Annotated in this window: 19 protein-coding genes; all 19 read right to left on the reverse strand. The window is 37.3% G+C overall.

All coding sequences use genetic code 11. The annotated features are described in order from the left end of the window. Positions 1-4: 4 nt before the first annotated feature. The 19 genes from UFO1_RS20670 to UFO1_RS20760 all read right to left on the reverse strand — a co-directional run bounded on the left by UFO1_RS20670 (position 5) and on the right by UFO1_RS20760 (position 16,538). Entirely contained in the window at positions 5-625 is a 621-nt protein-coding gene (locus UFO1_RS20670; RefSeq protein WP_038673896.1) for a sugar transferase, read from the reverse strand. A gap of 43 nt (positions 626-668) precedes the next feature. After that, positions 669-2,570, reverse strand: coding sequence for a nucleoside-diphosphate sugar epimerase/dehydratase (locus tag UFO1_RS20675; RefSeq protein ID WP_038673897.1), 1,902 nt, complete (start codon positions 2,568-2,570; stop codon positions 669-671). Between the two features lie 194 nt (positions 2,571-2,764). Continuing rightward, a complete protein-coding gene (locus UFO1_RS20680) occupies positions 2,765-3,457 on the reverse strand; it encodes a CpsD/CapB family tyrosine-protein kinase (protein WP_038673898.1) in 693 nt (230 codons plus the stop codon). Then, positions 3,454-4,932 carry a GumC family protein gene (locus UFO1_RS20685; protein WP_051789037.1) on the reverse strand — a complete coding sequence of 493 codons (1,479 nt, stop codon included), beginning with the start codon at positions 4,930-4,932 and terminating at the stop codon, positions 3,454-3,456. The genes UFO1_RS20680 and UFO1_RS20685 overlap by 4 nt, the downstream gene beginning before the upstream one ends. Positions 4,933-4,970: 38 nt before the next feature. After that, positions 4,971-5,603 carry a polysaccharide biosynthesis/export family protein gene (locus UFO1_RS20690; protein WP_051789038.1) on the reverse strand — a complete coding sequence of 211 codons (633 nt, stop codon included), beginning with the start codon at positions 5,601-5,603 and terminating at the stop codon, positions 4,971-4,973. A 351-nt stretch (positions 5,604-5,954) separates the two neighbouring features. Beyond that, positions 5,955-6,167 carry a hypothetical protein gene (locus UFO1_RS20695; RefSeq protein WP_038673900.1) on the reverse strand — a complete coding sequence of 71 codons (213 nt, stop codon included), beginning with the start codon at positions 6,165-6,167 and terminating at the stop codon, positions 5,955-5,957. Positions 6,168-6,374: 207 nt separating this feature from the next. After that, positions 6,375-7,169 (reverse strand): tyrosine-protein phosphatase, encoded by a 795-nt coding sequence (locus tag UFO1_RS20700; protein ID WP_051789039.1) that lies wholly within the window; start codon positions 7,167-7,169, stop codon positions 6,375-6,377. A gap of 244 nt (positions 7,170-7,413) precedes the next feature. Next, entirely contained in the window at positions 7,414-7,839 is a 426-nt protein-coding gene (locus UFO1_RS20705) for a VanZ family protein (protein WP_144390909.1), read from the reverse strand. Positions 7,840-7,850: 11 nt separating this feature from the next. Continuing rightward, the gene (gene rfbC, locus UFO1_RS20710; RefSeq protein ID WP_038673902.1) at positions 7,851-8,384 is read right to left on the reverse strand and encodes a dTDP-4-dehydrorhamnose 3,5-epimerase; all 534 of its coding nucleotides are present in this window, start codon (positions 8,382-8,384) and stop codon (positions 7,851-7,853) included. Beyond that, positions 8,384-9,268: a glucose-1-phosphate thymidylyltransferase RfbA gene (rfbA, locus tag UFO1_RS20715; RefSeq protein WP_038673903.1), complete on the reverse strand. Its 885-nt coding sequence runs from the start codon at positions 9,266-9,268 to the stop codon at positions 8,384-8,386. Before rfbA ends, rfbC begins: the two co-directional genes overlap by 1 nt. Continuing rightward, on the reverse strand, positions 9,268-10,335 hold the full coding sequence (rfbB, locus tag UFO1_RS20720; protein ID WP_038673904.1) for a dTDP-glucose 4,6-dehydratase: 1,068 nt from the start codon (positions 10,333-10,335) through the stop codon (positions 9,268-9,270). The genes rfbA and rfbB overlap by 1 nt, the downstream gene beginning before the upstream one ends. A 41-nt stretch (positions 10,336-10,376) precedes the next feature. After that, entirely contained in the window at positions 10,377-11,219 is an 843-nt protein-coding gene (gene rfbD / locus UFO1_RS20725; RefSeq protein ID WP_236639269.1) for a dTDP-4-dehydrorhamnose reductase, read from the reverse strand. 124 nt (positions 11,220-11,343) lie between these two features. Continuing rightward, positions 11,344-12,267, reverse strand: coding sequence for a glycosyltransferase (locus UFO1_RS20730; protein WP_051789040.1), 924 nt, complete (start codon positions 12,265-12,267; stop codon positions 11,344-11,346). Between the two features lie 27 nt (positions 12,268-12,294). Beyond that, positions 12,295-13,389, reverse strand: coding sequence for a DegT/DnrJ/EryC1/StrS aminotransferase family protein (locus tag UFO1_RS20735; RefSeq protein ID WP_038673906.1), 1,095 nt, complete (start codon positions 13,387-13,389; stop codon positions 12,295-12,297). Continuing rightward, a complete protein-coding gene (locus tag UFO1_RS25505; RefSeq protein ID WP_038673907.1) occupies positions 13,390-13,803 on the reverse strand; it encodes an FdtA/QdtA family cupin domain-containing protein in 414 nt (137 codons plus the stop codon). A gap of 16 nt (positions 13,804-13,819) precedes the next feature. Further along, positions 13,820-14,824 carry a ketoacyl-ACP synthase III gene (locus UFO1_RS20745; protein ID WP_038673908.1) on the reverse strand — a complete coding sequence of 335 codons (1,005 nt, stop codon included), beginning with the start codon at positions 14,822-14,824 and terminating at the stop codon, positions 13,820-13,822. Between the two features lie 27 nt (positions 14,825-14,851). Beyond that, positions 14,852-15,589: an SDR family NAD(P)-dependent oxidoreductase gene (locus tag UFO1_RS20750; protein ID WP_038673909.1), complete on the reverse strand. Its 738-nt coding sequence runs from the start codon at positions 15,587-15,589 to the stop codon at positions 14,852-14,854. Between the two features lie 7 nt (positions 15,590-15,596). Continuing rightward, positions 15,597-15,812 carry a hypothetical protein gene (locus UFO1_RS20755; protein WP_038673910.1) on the reverse strand — a complete coding sequence of 72 codons (216 nt, stop codon included), beginning with the start codon at positions 15,810-15,812 and terminating at the stop codon, positions 15,597-15,599. Between the two features lie 42 nt (positions 15,813-15,854). After that, complete coding sequence (locus UFO1_RS20760) at positions 15,855-16,538, reverse strand: acyltransferase (RefSeq protein WP_051789041.1); 684 nt, start codon at positions 16,536-16,538, stop codon at positions 15,855-15,857. Positions 16,539-16,600 lie beyond the last annotated feature (62 nt).

Below are 16,600 nucleotides of genomic sequence, written 5' to 3' on the forward strand. Positions count from 1 at the left end.
AGCCCTATTTATTATAATTTGAATTTGTATTAGGTTGCCTGCTTCCCTCCCTAACTCCCTCACTTCTAAGCACATAAAACATCGTCTTTAGGAATACTTTAACATCAAAAAGAAAGCTCATTTTATCAGCGTATTCCACATCAAACCCAACCTTAATATTAATCGGCAATTCATCCCTACCATTAATCTGCGCCCAACCAGTCAAACCTGGATAGAAATTATTAACTCCATATTTATCTCTTTCTTCAATCAAATCATATTGATTCCATAAAGCTGGCCTTGGTCCAATGATGCTCATTTCACCTTTTAATATGTTGATAATTTGTGGCAACTCATCTAAGCTTGTCTTTCTCAAAAAACCACCTATCTTAGTTATGAACATATCAGGATTTTGTAGCATATGAGTAGGCATATCCTTAGGAGTATCTGTCCTCATGGTTCTAAATTTCAATATGTAGAATTCTTGTTTATTCTTGCCTATCCGTTTTTGCTTAAAAAACACTGGTCCCTTTGTACCTAGTTTAATTAAGATTGCAATAAGCAAAAAAAGTGGCCAAAGTATACAAATCCCTATGAGAGATAATATTAAATCCAATATACGTTTGATTACTGGGTAAAGTTTCACAAAAACACCTCTAATTAAATCATGTAAGAAGGCTCATTATCCCTCAGCTCAAATCGGGTACCGTTTGAATATGCACTATATGATCCACCGGATGATTCTTAACACTAATCTTCTCGTCTATGTAACAGTTCTTTTCTTTAGGATTTTGGTAAGTTGGTAATAATGTTTTAAGTGCCTCAATTACCTCATCTGAGTGCTTAATTGATTCCAAATTTACAAGCCCTTGATACAGTTTCTTCTCATCTACTACCTTTAGATTTGCTACAAAAATCTTTTGATGTTTAGTTGAAGCAGTACCTTCTTCTGCTGTCAAAAGTTCTTCGAATAGTTTTTCCCCTGGTCTTAATCCACTAAATTTTATTTTTATATCCTCATGTGGCACAAGTCCCGAAAGTTCAATTAAATCACAGGCCATATCTATTATTTTGACTGGTTCCCCCATATCAAGGACAAAAACCTCGCCACCTTTGGCAATAGCTCCTGCTTGAAGAACTAGCTGAGAGGCTTCGGGAATTGTCATAAAATAACGTTGCATATCAGGATGAGTAATAGTGATGGGACCACCCTTAGCTATTTGTTTTTTGAATAAGGGTATCACACTACCACGACTACCAAGAACATTGCCAAATCGTACAGCAACGAATTTGGTATTACTTCTTTTACTTAGATTTTGAATAATAAGTTCTGCTACACGTTTCGTCGCTCCCATAACACTAGTGGGATTGACTGCCTTATCTGTTGAAATCATAACAAAGGCTTCCGCCCCAAATTCATCTGCTGCTTCCGCGACAGTTTTTGTGCCAAATATATTATTACGTACAGCCTCCATAGGCTGAGATTCCATTAGTGGTACATGTTTGTGAGCTGCTGCATGGAACACAACTTGAGGTTTTACTTGGGAAAAGATAGAGTGAATTCGTTCTTTATCGCGAACATCGGCAATTATTGGTTCTATGTCAAGTTTACTGAACTTTTCTCGTAGTTCACTATTAATCTCATAGATACTATTTTCACCTTTTCCTAATAAAGTTAGAGAACTTGGTGATATTTTAGCTATTTGGCGACAAAGTTCAGAACCGATAGACCCACCTGCACCAGTAACTAATACTCGTTTACCTTTTAGATAACCTGCAATTTGTTCCACGTCCAATTTAACAGGATCTCTTCCTAATAAGTCTTCTACTTCTACATTCCTTAATTGTTGAATGGTAACATCGCCATCAATAAGCTCATACATACCAGGCAAAATCTTCAGTATGCATTTAGTTTGTTTGCATTCATGGATAATTTCCCGAATAGCACCACCACCAGCTGATGGCATGGCAATAATAATTTCATCGATTTGCTTTTCTATGACGATGTTTTTTATATTATATCTGTTTCCTAGTACTGCAGCACCAAACAATTGCTGTTTATTCTTGTATTGGTCATCATCAATAAATCCAATAAGCCTTTTCGTATCATAATAACGGTGATTTATTTCCCTTGCTATCATTGCCCCAGCATCACCAGCACCAATAATTAAAACCTTAGCTGACTGCTTTGTACGCTTTTGCCGCAGGTAATGCATAATCCGAACAACTAGCCGACTGAGGCCAATAAAGCCAATATTAAAAAACCAACTCAAAATATGTACACTTCTTGGTAGCTTTGAACCCGTCGTATACATATAGGCAAACAGAATTAGGGAACTAACAGTCACTGCGCTACAGATGGTTAATAACTCGTTAATACTAGCATAACGCCACAAACGGTTGTATAGACCTAAAGCATAAAATGTGCTTAATCTGACTATGATAATTGCTGGCATATAGTTCAATAGCATACTATAGTAATGAAAGTCTACGTTTCCCTCAAAACGAATGATCAAAGCTATAAAGGGTACTGTTGCAACTATGATCATATCGATTATTAATAATGCAATTGAAATTAATTTACGCCGCATTTTCTACACTCCATTTTTTACTTTGTAGTTTTTATATCATTGCCACAATAGCAGTAGTAATAAACATGTTTTCCCAATTTATAGTGAATTAGAACCAATAATTATAGGACTCGTCAAAGGGAAAACAAAATAAACATGTATATTATATAAACTAAGGCGATTGTGGCAAGATAAAGGTACCGTTATATCTCGCTTTATTTCGCGATCTTCTTACTGTCGCTACCATAATAATAATAGTAATAAGCATGTTCTTCTTCAATCTCTACCCGATTCAAGATAACTCCCAGTAAATGTCCGTTAGCTTTTACCAGTAAATCTTTCGCTTTTTGTGCCATTTCAGGACGAACGAAGCCTGAATTAATGACCAAGGTAACCCCATCGACTCTCGATGCCAATACAGATGCATCCGTAACAGCAATCACTGGTGGAGCATCAATAATAACATAATCTGCCTGGTTTTTAAGATAATCAATTAACTCCAACATTTTAATAGAACCTAGCAACTCAGATGGATTCGGCGGAATAGGTCCGCTTGACAGAAGTCTCAGATTTTCCACCTGCGTATCTTGGATATAAGTATCTGCCATAACTTCCTCTACCAATATATTGGTTAGTCCACGATTTTTCTTGCCAAAAATCTTATGTTGTACAGGTTTTCTTAAGTCACAATCAACAAGAATGACTTGTTTTCCCGACTGCGCCAAGGCTACGGCTGTATTGGCGGTGGTAGTTGACTTTCCTTCTCCGGGACCTGTGCTGGTAAACATAATGGACTTTAATTCACCATCCGTTTTCGAAAACTGGATATTGGTTCTCAGTGTCCGATATGCCTCGGCAACGGGAGATTTTGCATCTTCGTGTACAATCAGTTTACGTGTCGTAGTCATCTTTCTCCTCCCACTTTGCTATTAGCCCCCGCTATTTGTTTTATTTTTGACCATATTCCTATTTTTTCCTCAATCGTTACTTTACTATTGAAATCTGGAATGCTTCCTAAAACAGGAAGGTCAAGGTACTGTTCAACATCATCCGCAGTTCTTACCGTTTTATTCATGTACTCTAAGAGGAAAGCAAGCCCTGTTCCAATAAATAGGCCCAAAATAGCAGCAATAATTACATTTAGTGTTTTCTTAGGACTTATTGGCTTTTCTGGAGAATCTGCTTTATCAATAACCTGCACATCCGTCGGTTCCATGACTTCACTAATTCGAGCTTCTTCATGACGTTTGGCGAGCATTATGTAAATTTCTTGATTGACAGCCGCATCTCGCATCACTTTCGCCAAGCCTAGTTCCTTTCCTGGAAGCTTACTTAACTCTTGTTCACTACTGTTAATGATACCTTTTATCGCTTGGCTTTGTGCTGAACGAGCTGCAATTTCAGCTTCTGATTCAATTTGAATCTGTAGCAAACCTTGATGAATCGGATTCATAGATGCTGCATCTTTACTTATGACACGGGAGATTTCACTACTTAACCGCCCGTTGGTCTCCGTAATTGCTGCACGCGTTGCAATCACTTCTGGATGCTTTTCTGTATACCTAGAAGATAAACTTACTAACTTCACTTCTAGTTCTGCTAAATTCAATTTGTATTGCTGAATTAGAGGACTATCAGCAACAAAACCTGGTTTTTCTTTGTTTAGTTGTTGCTGGGAAGCACCTAATTTTGCCTGGGCCGCTGCCATCGCTACTGTATTTTCTGCTGCTAGTTTATCAATATCTGCATACTTATCTACCATAGCTTTTGTTTCCGCTTCTGGGGCAACGATCTTTTGCTCCCGCTTATATTTTTCTAATACCGCTTCGGACTGCTCAAGTTCTTTTTTTGACTCTTTTAGCCGTTCACCGATAAATTCTCGGATTGTGGTTTGTTCAGAGCGAACTAAATACGTCATTCGTTCATTAAATGTGTCTACTAACGTGTTGGCCAATAACTCTGCCTCGTCGGGAGATCTTCCTGTTACTTTAATCTTTAGTATCTCTGTGTCCTTAACTGGTTGAGTTGTAATACGCTTCAACATTTGATCATAATTAGGAATCTTTTCTTCATCTTTTTCATCCGCAAAGACTTTGTCAATCACTGCTTGAACAACCGTACGGCTTTTGAGTATTTCCGCATAGGTTGACATCAACTGCTTGGTAGCCCCCATATTTCCCATGGGCAAATCCCCGAGTAAGGAATTAGCAAGACCTTTGGGTTGTTTAATCCGCAAATTGGTTTCGGCTTCATAAGTTGGTGGGATCAGAAAACTTATAATTACAGCAAGGGTTACCATACCCAAGAATACTTTGATAATCATTCCACGACGTTTTTTGATCGTTTTGATAATATCTTTTAAATCGATTGTTGTTTCTTCCACGCTATATTTCCTCCAAGACGATTATTAACCACTGTTATTTAATCGTTGACTCTCATAATTTGATAGGTCGCTGATACCCATGGGAGAATATCACTAGCAAAATTAATTTTGCCGCTATCAGATAGATACACTACATCGCCCTCATTAAGGGCATAGTTCTGGGTCAAATCACCTTTTGTTAAAAAGTTCACCAAATTTGCTTTAATCGGATTGCCCATTTGGTCTTTGCGCAGAATTAGCACCTTTTTTTTCGCAGCATTTTTGGTATAACCTCCTGCTACGCCGATGGCATCTAGCAGATTATGTTGTTTTTCCAATTCATACATACCAGGTCTAACTACCTCACCCAAAACATAAACCCGAGTCGTACGAAGTTTCGCAATATTGATACTTACCTTAGGATCTTTAACATAATTGCTAAGACCTTTTGTAAGCACATCTGTCAATTCTCCTGTGGAAAGCCCTAAGGCTTGTACTTCTCCAACAAGAGGAAATGCAAGTTTGCCATCTGGTCTGATGGCAACTTCTTTTACTTGTAACTCTTCATAACCCCATACCCCAATCGTAAGAACATCGTTTGGTCCTAGACGATATTCTTCTGCCCAAGCTGTAGGTACCGCAATAAGTATTACGAATGCAGCTAAGACTAGTAACCGAATGACACGCTTCACTAAAAAACCTCCCAAGTATATTGTTTATTTCCTATGTTATATCGTAATAAAATCTGCCAATAATAAGCTACAAATTCCATTTTACAAAAAATCCCAAATCTTTCTGTATTTATTTCCATAAAATACAGAAAGACCTTCTGTAAAGGTCTTTTTTATTAAATGTGATACTAATGTTTCGTCAATTTTAAGTTGTCTCTTCATTTATATCACCTTCTAGATATTTTATTACTATGCAAAATCCTTTTATATTATACTGCATAACTTTGTTATAGTAAATATATTTTTACTATTTATTCCAATTTTTAAAGTGAATTACATTTTATTTTTACAAATTTAGGGTAATTGTGGGCATCATTTCCTACAATTACCCTTTTTGCATTTTTCAGCAAAGTCACAATAAAATTGCAAGCTTTCGATTAACTCACAGCTTTGTTCATAAGTAATTTTCTTTAAATCCAGATTCTCAGCAACTTCTCGTATTATATCATTCACCTGATTCTGATGATATCCGGCAGCTATTACCTTGCCTTTTAGCTCGCTAATCTTTGCTAACTGATTTTCCAAAGAAATCAATCCTTTTTTACTATTTTATAGTCCGAATTAACTATAAAACTAGTATAAAGGTCCTATCTCTTCTATGTAAAGAAAATAGTTTCTTTGTATTTCTACAAAATATGCCTTTATATTTCAAGGTTACATAAATTTAGACTTTTTATATAAAAATATACTAGCAATTTAAAACGAATTTAAATGGAATATTTTTACATTTTTTTATTTCCATAATTTAGATAGCCATTTTATAACGCTCTTATTTTTTGTAGGATACTTAATTTCGCCAACTTCTTTTATGTTTACTTCTCGACTGTGAAGTATATGGTCTGCATTCAGTTTAATAATCTTCTCCGTTGCCTCTTTGCCAATTAGTTCGACCATCCTGGTCACGGCAGTCGTCAATTTCGTATTGCGGTTATGTATACGATGGGCATCCGATCCCAAAACATGGACCATACCATTTGTAATGAACAATTCAGCCATTTTCATCACACGTTCTCCCATACGGCCCGTAATACTTGTCCCATTCACTTGAGCCAATACGCCACGATTGATCCACTCTCCAAGAATCTCTGGCTTTTTTGCCAATTCTGGATGGCGCTCTGGATGGGCCAGAATTGGGGTTATGCCTCGGGCCTGAAGTGTGAAAAAGAATTCATCTGTAAAGTTTGGAATGTGGGTTGCAGGCAATTCCACTAGCATATACCGTCCACTATTAATACAATATGCACCTGGTCCTTTTAACTTTTCTAGGATATCAATGTGTATGGCGACCTCCCCTCCAGGATATATGGGGATTTCTATTCCTAATTTTTGCACTTCTTTTTGCAATGTATCACAATCAGTAAGAATTCTATCCCAACTAGGCAACCATTCGCCTTCTATGACATGAGGAGTCGCAACAATTCCTTTTGTTCCATTATCCACAGCAATTTGTAACATTGCCAGCGACATTTCCATATCTTTGGCGCCATCATCAATGCCTGGAATAATGTGACTATGTAAATCAAACATTTTGAATACTCCTTAGGCTATTTTGTAACATTATATCAAAATACTGCCACAATTGACATAGCTTATACTTCAGTTCAAAATTGCATGAAAAGTAATTGTCGTGGCAGATGATTGCCACGACAATTATTTAGAGCTGCTTTTTATAAAATTGATATGTCACGTTTTGACTAAGCTGTGCTAACGATAAGGGTCACTAAGAACCTTTCGAACTACAGGGACACAGAGGGCGCAGATTATTTTATTATTATTTTCTAAGAGCCCTTACTATCACTATAAATACGATCGCGGCTAACGTATCAAGGACTACATCGCCAAAACGGCTGCTGCGGCCTAGTACGAAAGATTGGTGCCACTCATCAAAAGTAGCGACTATAGTGGTTAAGACGACTGCCCATGTTACCGAAAATTTGGTAGCCCAATAGATGCTAGTCCCTAATGTACCGAAGACTATAATATGGCCTATTTTGTGTAGGATAAAATCGGGATGGAGTGATAACATATAGGAGTAATAACCCTCTTTGCCAAGCCTGACAGTATATTTAGTACTCAACAATTTCAACCATAAAGGAAAGTGTTCTTCTCGGATTAAATGAAGATTAGGAATATCGGATAGAAAATAAATAATGAAAATAACAGCTAGGACGACTAACCAACGCCATATTTTTCCCATTGTAAAGATCACTACCCTACTATATCCCGTAACCGCAAATTGACATTATCTTTTTCAGATAAGATAGGTTCGGCAATCGGCCATTTTATCCCAATATCAGGATCATTCCATATAATCCCTTTCTCAGCTTGTGGATTATATTTATCAGTACATTTATACGCAAATAGTGCCGTTTCACTCACTACGCAAAAACCGTGAGCAAATCCTTCAGGAACATAGAACTGTTTTCTATTCTCACTAGAAAGAATGACACCTTCCCATTGACCAAAGGTAGGTGATCCTAGACGAATATCCACTGCGACGTCGAATACCTCTCCTTGTAAAACATAGACGAGCTTCCCCTGAGGATTCGGATTTTGAAAATGCAAACCGCGCAGTACCCCTTTCGTTGAAAAAGATAAGTTATCTTGCACGAAATTATATGGTAGGCCTGCTTGTTCATACTTTTCCTTATTCCACGTTTCCATGAAAAAACCACGATTATCACCAAATACTTTTGGTTCAATAATGACTACGCCTTGTAGCTTTGTATCTATTACATTCATTATTTTACGCCGCCTTGTAGAATATTTAATAAATATTGACCATATTCGTTCTTTCTAAGAGGATCTGCTAACTGAAACAATTGCTCATTATCTATCAATCCCATGCGATAAGCAATCTCCTCCGGGCAAGCAATCATTAGGCCTTGCCTTTGTTGTATGGTTTCAATATAATTGGCCGCCTGCAATAATGAATCGTGTGTCCCTGTGTCGAGCCAGGCGAAACCACGGCCTAAGGTCTCTACTCGCAAACTATTTTTTTCTAAATATGCTCTATTTACATCCGTAATTTCTAACTCACCACGTAGGGATGGTTTTAAATTAGCAGCAATATCTACTACTTGATTATCATAAAAATATAGTCCTGTAACTGCATAATTGGATTTTGGATTACTAGGTTTCTCCTCAATGCTAATTGCCCGATTTTGATCATCAAAATCTACTACACCATAACGTTCAGGATCTTTTACCCAATAAGCAAAAGTAGTAGCACCTTGTTCATAACTGGCAGCACGCCTTAAGCTCTCTGTCAAACCATGTCCATAAAAGATATTGTCACCTAGTACCAATGCACAACCATCATTACCAATAAAATGCCGTCCAATAATAAAGGCCTGTGCTAATCCATCAGGACTAGGTTGAACTGCATAACTTAAGTTAATTCCCCATTGACTACCATCTCTGAGCATTGCTTGAAAAAACGGTTGATCCTGGGGGGTCGTTATAATTAGAATTTCTTTGATTCCAGCTAATAGTAAGGTACACAATGGATAATAAATCATAGGCTTATCATAAATGGGCATTAACTGCTTGCTTACTACTTTCGTCAGCGGATATAGTCTGGTACCAGAACCACCAGCTAAGATAATTCCCTTTGTAATCCCCATTATTGTTTCTCCTCGGAAATAAGACCTAATCTTTCCCCACGATAACTACCATCACATACATGAAGACACCACGCGGAATTACTCAAATACCATTTTATTGTCTTCTCTATGCCACTTTCAAAGGTTTCTGCTGGCACCCAACCAAGTTCATTTTTAATCTTAGTTGCATCAATTGCATAACGACGGTCATGCCCTGGGCGGTCTGTGACAAAAGTAATTTGGTCACGATAAGACTTACCATTATCTTTTGGTTTCTCCTTATCTAATAAATCGCAAATCTTATGTACAATCTCTAAATTAGACTTTTCATTATGCCCACCGATATTATAGGTCTCACCAATCCTACCTTTTTCCAATACAGTTAAAATAGCACTGCAATGATCTTCTACATATAGCCAATCCCGTACATTCATCCCATCTCCATAGATAGGCAATAGTTTACCAGCTAATGCATTTAAAATCATTAAAGGAATTAATTTTTCTGGGAACTGATACGGACCGTAATTATTGGAACAATTGGTTGTTAACGTAGGAAGGCCATAGGTATGATGATAGGCTCTCACCAGATGATCAGAAGATGCTTTTGAAGCAGAATATGGTGAATTGGGGGCATAGGATGTTTCTTCCGTAAAATATCCTTCAGCACCTAACGAACCGAATACTTCATCTGTTGATATATGAAGAAAACGAAACTTTGCTTTGTCTACGTCGGTCATGCTCAGCCAATACTTCTTTACTGCTTCTAACAAAGTGAAGGTTCCGACAATATTCGTTTGAATAAACGCAGCAGGGCCTTCAATCGAACGATCGACATGTGATTCTGCTGCAAAGTTAATAATCGCATCCGGGTGATGTTCTAATAATACCTTATCTAACAATAAACTATCACCAATATCTCCTTGAATGAAGGTATAGTTAGGATTATCTACAATGGTTTGCAAAGATTCTAAATTCCCAGCGTAAGTAAGACTATCCAAATTAATAACCTTTTTTCCTTGGGCTATTGCCATATGTACAAAGTTACTGCCGATAAAGCCGGCGCCACCTGTAACGAGTATCGTATTCATCCCATCTTCTCTCCCTTGGGCATTTTATTTTTTTATTAAAGTTACTCACAACTACTTTCCAAGTAATCCTCCAAAGCGTCCTGCCAAGGCCTCATTCGATTTATGCCTCGAAGTTTTAGAAGCCGATTTTCCATTACAGAATACATCGGACGTTTAGCCTTCACTGGATATTCTGCTGTAGTTAAGGATTTAATTGTAGTCTTACGGCTTGCAACTCTCATAATTTCTTTGGCAAACTCACACCAACTACAACTCCCCTCATTAGAAGCATGGTAGATACCATAGAACTCAGTATACATTAGTTTCTCAATAACCGAGCATAAATCTTTGGTATAAGTGGGTGTACCGTATTGATCTCCCACCACCGCTATTTCACTTTTCTCCTTAGATAATCGCAGCATAGTACGCACAAAATTATTTCCATCGCCATATAACCATGATGTACGCAATATAAAATATTTGCCGCCAACTTGTTCAATTAATTTTTCACCACATGATTTGCTTCTGCCATAAACTGACAGTGGATTGTGGGTATCAAATTCTTCATAAGGTCTATCTTTCGTTCCGTCAAAGACATAATCTGTGCTAATATGTATAAATTTACTATCATACTTTTTGCAGATTAGCGCTAGATTTTCAGCACCCGTTGCATTTACTTTGAATGCATTATCAATATCTTCTTCTGCTTTTTCTACATTGGTATAAGCTGCCGCATTGATTACAACGTCTGGTTTTACTTTGGCAATTGCACAACTAACAGCATCAATGTTAGTAATATTTAATGAATCTGAATCATATAAAAACAGTTCATATTTTTCTTGAAATTGACGCTTGCATTCTCTGCCAAGTTGACCATTTGCGCCTACTATAAGGATCTTCATCATCACTCATCCTATCCAAGTATATTTTATAGAAAACCGTGAATTCCACGGGGATCAAAATTCAACTTGTTTCACTGCCTCGCAGGTACCCCATGACTATCTGCTCTTTCTATGAAAAATCTCTCACTCAAGTACCTCTTATCCAACAATTTATAAAGCGAACTTTACATATGAGTTTATATGAGTTCTTTGCTATCCAATCAGCTAATTTGGCAATACGATAAGTTAAATGATATCTTGTTGCTGAATGTAGCGTCATTGTCATTTCTGCCCATAGTCTCATATATTGTACTGCATTAAGACCTTCCATGTTTTTCTTCATCGTTATTAGCATGGAATTTTTGTATTTTTCTGATTTGTTACTCGTGCCTATACTCGTGTTTGTACTATGTATTCGATAACATGCCACCGTAGCGTCCAGAAAACCGAGCAAATTACTTTTTGACAATCGCAAATAAAAGTCCCAATCCTCAACGATTAATCTTTCGTCATAATATCCAACTTCTTCATATACTTTTCTACGGGCCAAAAATACAGGACCAGGAACACACCACCGAAAAATCAATTCATATTTTAGGAGATATTGATCTTTTAGGTACTTCTTTCTCCCTTTATGGTATTCACTTACTCCACTTTGTGAAAGTACGTTTCCTTGTTGATCAACAACCAGGCAATCTGCGAAAACAGCTAATAGATCTGTATGCTTTAGTAAGTAATCAACTCTCTTACTAATTCCGTCTGGAAGTAAATAATCATCACTAGCAACGAGAGTAATAAACTCTCCACATGCCTCTTTAATCATCTCATTTAGCGTTTTCGTTACCCCTTTATTCTGACAAGTTTTAAAAAATATCCGTCCTGGAAAATTAGCTTCATTCTTATTTATCCAAGCATTAACAATGCTAATTGAATTATCGGAAGACCCATCATCGAAAATGATTATTTCTTTATTAGGGTAGTCATCATGTATAATGCTGTTTAAGCATTCCTCAATATATCTTTCGTGGTTATATGCAGGAACAAGTACACTAACAAGTGGTAATTTACACAAATAAAACGCCTCTCTCCCCTAGCTTCCTTAAAAACATTTGAGCTTTTCAATTGCATACATGACCTGCTCATTTGTCAGGTGTGGTCCCATAGGGAGGCTCAAAACTTCATGAGCTAAGACTTCACTAATAGGGAAATCCCCTACCTGCCAATTGTATTCTTTATAGGCTCCAGAAAGATGCGGAGGAATCGGATAATGAATTAAAGTATTGATACCTTTATCAGCGAGTTCTCTCTGTAAATAATCACGTTGCTTACTTCGGATAACAAACAGATGCCATACTGGTTCTGCCCAATCAGGAACCGTAGGTAAAATTAATTCCGTATTAGCTAACTCAGCCAAATATTTTTTTGCTATCTGTACCCTACGACCATTCCATTCATTAATATGTCTCAATTTCACTCTCAGCAGCGCCGCCTGCAACTCGTCAAGGCGTGAATTAAATCCAATTTCTTCATTTTGATATTTTACTTTTGACCCATAATTACGTAGGATTCTCACTTTATCTGCCAGATCGTCGTCATTTGTGGTAACTGCTCCACCATCTCCTAATGCCCCAAGATTTTTCCCTGGATAAAAACTAAATCCTGCAGCATCACCTAAGCCACCAACTTGTTTTCCATGGCATCTAGCACCATGGGCCTGAGCTGCATCTTCTAAAACTTTTAGACCATACTTTTTCGCAATCATATTAATTGTCTGCATATCCGCAGCTTGTCCATATAAATGAACCGCAATAATTGCTTTTGTATTCTTGTTTATCGCTGCTTCTATTTTGTGAGGATCAATATTGTAGGTATGCTCATTAGGCTCTACTGGCACAGGTCTTGCCCCTGTATACGTAACTGCAAGCCATGTGGCAATATAAGTATTAGCAGGTACAATGACTTCGTCTCCAGCACCAATTCCCCATGCCTTTAAAGCTAAGTGTAACGCATCCAAGCCATTACCAACACCAATGCAGTTTTTAACCCCACAATAGTCGGCAAATTCTTGCTCGAAAGCTTCAAGCTCATTCCCCATAATATACCAGCCTGATGTCATTACTCTTTGGTATGCTTTATCTAACTCTGTTTTCAGTTCCAAATAAGGTGCTTTTAGATCAAGAAATGGTACATTCATTTATTTGTTCCTCCTAACTGCCAATAAGAAGTCATCATAGATTCGATAATAATCATCTTCAGTATAATACTCAGACGCCAGTACCATACATACCGCCCCTGAAGAAAAGTTGACTAATTCTCTCCATATCATTTTTGGTAAGTATAATCCCTGATAACTACGATTCAGGGTAATTGTCTTTTTCTCTCGTCCATCATCTAACAACACATCAAAACTACCTGACATAGCAATAATTAATTGTTGCAAATCTTTATGTGCATGTCCACCTCTAGTTTCCCCGCCAGGAACATCATAAAGATAATATACCCGTTTTATATCAAAGGGAATATGCCTATTGCCCTCAATAAAGCTGAGATTACCACGCGGATCGGAAATTTTCGGTAATTCAATAATACGACAATCTTTTATTCCCATAGTAGCACCTCAACAATCACATAGTTTTAGATAAATCAACTAAACATCCTGCCCACGATAGCCCTACACCAAAACCTACCGTCATAACACAATCTAGTTTTTGAAATTCGCCTCGTTCTAACAATTGTACAATCGCCAATGGAATGGAGCAAGATACAGTATTACCACAATTTTCAGGACAATTCCAAAAAGGCAATCCTTGTAGTTCACATTTTTGTTGCAAAAAATCTAGCATAAATTTATTTGCTTGGTGAAATACATAATAATCAACCTCATCTTTTTCTAATCCACCTTGCTTGAGTATTGCATCCACAGTACTTGGCACTACTTCTAAAGCAAATTTACTTACTTCGCTGCCATTCATATATAAATTATAGTTTGTACGTTTATTTCCGCTATCATCGACTTGCTCAACTTGTTCAGTAACAATTGACGGATTTCGCATACCACCTGCTGGTACGATTAAATTTTCAGCCCCGCTGCCATCTGTGCCAAATACAAAAGAGTGAATTCCATCTTTTTCTGTCTGTTCAGCATTAATTAATGTAGCAGATGCACCGTCGCCAAACAATGGTTTGACAGTCTCATCTTCTGAATGAATGTGTTTACTGTAAGTTTCAGCTGTTAGCAATAATACTTGCCTAGCCTGTCCTGTTTCTATTAATCCCTTAACTATTGACAAGCCATAAATGTATCCAGAACAGCCTAAATTAAAATCAAAGGCTCCACATTTTTTCGACAACCCTAACCGTTCTTGCAAAATGCATGCAGTAGTAGGTAACAAATAATCCGGTGACTGAGTACATAAAATAATAAAATCGATGCTATCACGTGAAATATTATATTGTGCAAATAACTTCTCGGCAGCGTTAAACGCTAAGTCTGATGCACACTCATTCTCGCCTACAATATGTCGCTCGTAAATACCCGTCTTTTTCGTAAGTCGTTTTGATTTATCATTTTGTTCTATTTTCTCAGGTAAATAACTGGCAATTGCTTTTATATACGCTTTTAAACTCATTACTTCACACCATACCTCTTAAAGATTTCAGGCTAAATATCCGCCATCCACTACAAAATCAGCGCCAGTAATCCATCGTGCACGATTACTCAATAAAAATAATACCATACCAGATACGTCTTCAGGGGTGCCAATTCCCAATAAATGTTCATTCACTATTGTATCATTTGTTAACGTATCCTTAGTCATATCCGTATTTACCCATCCTGGACTAACCACATTAAGCCTATGTCCACGATCAGCGAGTTCCTTCGCAACTGAACGTACGCCAGCATGAATAGCAGCTTTAGTTGCACTATATGCACTTAAGCCCTTTTGACCTCTAGATGCGCTCACAGAAGAAAACTGTACATGCGAGGTTGAGTCCATAGAGTATTTCTTTTTCGTTATTAATTTCAATAAGTTTATTCCTGCCCAAAAGCTGATATCCATCACCTTTTTAGCCTGTACCTCATCAAATGCCCGTAAGGGCGTAAATGTTAAAATACCAGCAGCATGGACACTACCATTTAGTTTACCTTTTTCTTGTACAAAAGTACTAACAACTTGCTCGATAGCACTATAGTCAGTAACATCCGCACTAGCTATAGTAATATGCTTTGGGAATTCAGCTTGTAGCTGTTCAAGTTCAGGTAAGCGCCTAGCAATAGCAAGGACATCTGCTCCTGCTAACGCTAGCTCTTTCGCAATCTGCCTTCCCATGCCAGAAGACGCCCCAGTAACTACGAATCGTTTACCAGTAAAATTAAACGTAACTTCCACCATTATTCTCCTATTCAACAGCTACTAGATTATATAGATCTTTTACTGTTTGTGCTTTTTTGATATCTGACGCAACTAATTTTTTCCCATATTCAATATCTGCCATAGCAGCAAAACTCACAACGCTTAATGAATCCCATTCTTCAATAGTTTTTAATACAGTATCCATAGTAAATTGAGCCTCTGTATCCAATACCTCAGCCAAGACTTCTAAAAATTTATCCATATTTACAAACCTCCATTTTAAAATCTATAGCGATGTTTCTAGTTATCCACGGGCTAAATACTTAGGAACTTTACGCATAATTTTCGCAGGGTTTCCTGCACACATAACACCTGGTGGTATATCCATATTTACAACACTGCCCGCAGCCACAATACTGCCTTTCCCTATTGTTACATCAGGCAAAATAATCGCCCCTACACCAATTGACACGTAATCTTCAATGGTTGGCCCACGATATTCTTCACTAAAACCAAATTTACCAAAAAAGCTATCATTTGCCGTAAGTACGCCAGCACTTATAAATACATGGGAACCAATTTTAGTTCTACCAGTGATATGTGAATTATCCATGATACGAGTATGATTGCCAATAGTAGTTTCTGAATTAACAGTAACATTGCGACTAATCAAAACTTTATCTCCTATTTGAACATCGGTAAAAATGGATGAATTATCACCAATCAAACAATCCTTGCCAATACTGACATTCGTATACACAATGACGTTTGCACATAGTGTAGTCTCTTTCTCAATTACTGTTGGAGCAATATTCGGAAGTTGTTTGACCATAGTAGCTGTTGCAGTGGGAATACGGCCCACTACCGAGTGTTCACCAACAAGCACGTTATTACCTAATTCAACATTTTGATAAACAATAGCATAGTCTCGAATTTCAAGATTTTCTCCTAATTTATCCGAATATATACGGGCTGTTTCAGCAATCATTATTTTCACAATACTCCTAACCTATTTTATTATTCAATAATATACTCATAACAGTGTTTCTA

Origin of the sequence: Pelosinus sp. UFO1 (genome assembly GCF_000725345.1) — a bacterium.
In the GTDB taxonomy this organism is placed as follows: domain Bacteria; phylum Bacillota; class Negativicutes; order DSM-13327; family DSM-13327; genus Pelosinus.

Coding starts and splice junctions, on each gene's coding strand:
- UFO1_RS20675 (WP_038673897.1), bottom strand. CDS start 2,570: ATGCGGCGTAAATTAATTTCAATTGCATTATTAATAATCGATATGATC.
- UFO1_RS20680 (WP_038673898.1), bottom strand. CDS start 3,457: ATGACTACGACACGTAAACTGATTGTACACGAAGATGCAAAATCTCCC.
- UFO1_RS20700 (WP_051789039.1), bottom strand. CDS start 7,169: ATGTTTGATTTACATAGTCACATTATTCCAGGCATTGATGATGGCGCC.
- UFO1_RS20705 (WP_144390909.1), bottom strand. CDS start 7,839: ATGGGAAAAATATGGCGTTGGTTAGTCGTCCTAGCTGTTATTTTCATT.
- rfbC (WP_038673902.1), bottom strand. CDS start 8,384: ATGAATGTAATAGATACAAAGCTACAAGGCGTAGTCATTATTGAACCA.
- rfbA (WP_038673903.1), bottom strand. CDS start 9,268: ATGGGGATTACAAAGGGAATTATCTTAGCTGGTGGTTCTGGTACCAGA.
- rfbB (WP_038673904.1), bottom strand. CDS start 10,335: ATGAATACGATACTCGTTACAGGTGGCGCCGGCTTTATCGGCAGTAAC.
- rfbD (WP_236639269.1), bottom strand. CDS start 11,219: ATGATGAAGATCCTTATAGTAGGCGCAAATGGTCAACTTGGCAGAGAA.
- UFO1_RS20735 (WP_038673906.1), bottom strand. CDS start 13,389: ATGAATGTACCATTTCTTGATCTAAAAGCACCTTATTTGGAACTGAAA.
- UFO1_RS25505 (WP_038673907.1), bottom strand. CDS start 13,803: ATGGGAATAAAAGATTGTCGTATTATTGAATTACCGAAAATTTCCGAT.
- UFO1_RS20745 (WP_038673908.1), bottom strand. CDS start 14,824: ATGAGTTTAAAAGCGTATATAAAAGCAATTGCCAGTTATTTACCTGAG.
- UFO1_RS20750 (WP_038673909.1), bottom strand. CDS start 15,589: ATGGTGGAAGTTACGTTTAATTTTACTGGTAAACGATTCGTAGTTACT.
- UFO1_RS20755 (WP_038673910.1), bottom strand. CDS start 15,812: ATGGATAAATTTTTAGAAGTCTTGGCTGAGGTATTGGATACAGAGGCT.
- UFO1_RS20760 (WP_051789041.1), bottom strand. CDS start 16,538: ATGATTGCTGAAACAGCCCGTATATATTCGGATAAATTAGGAGAAAAT.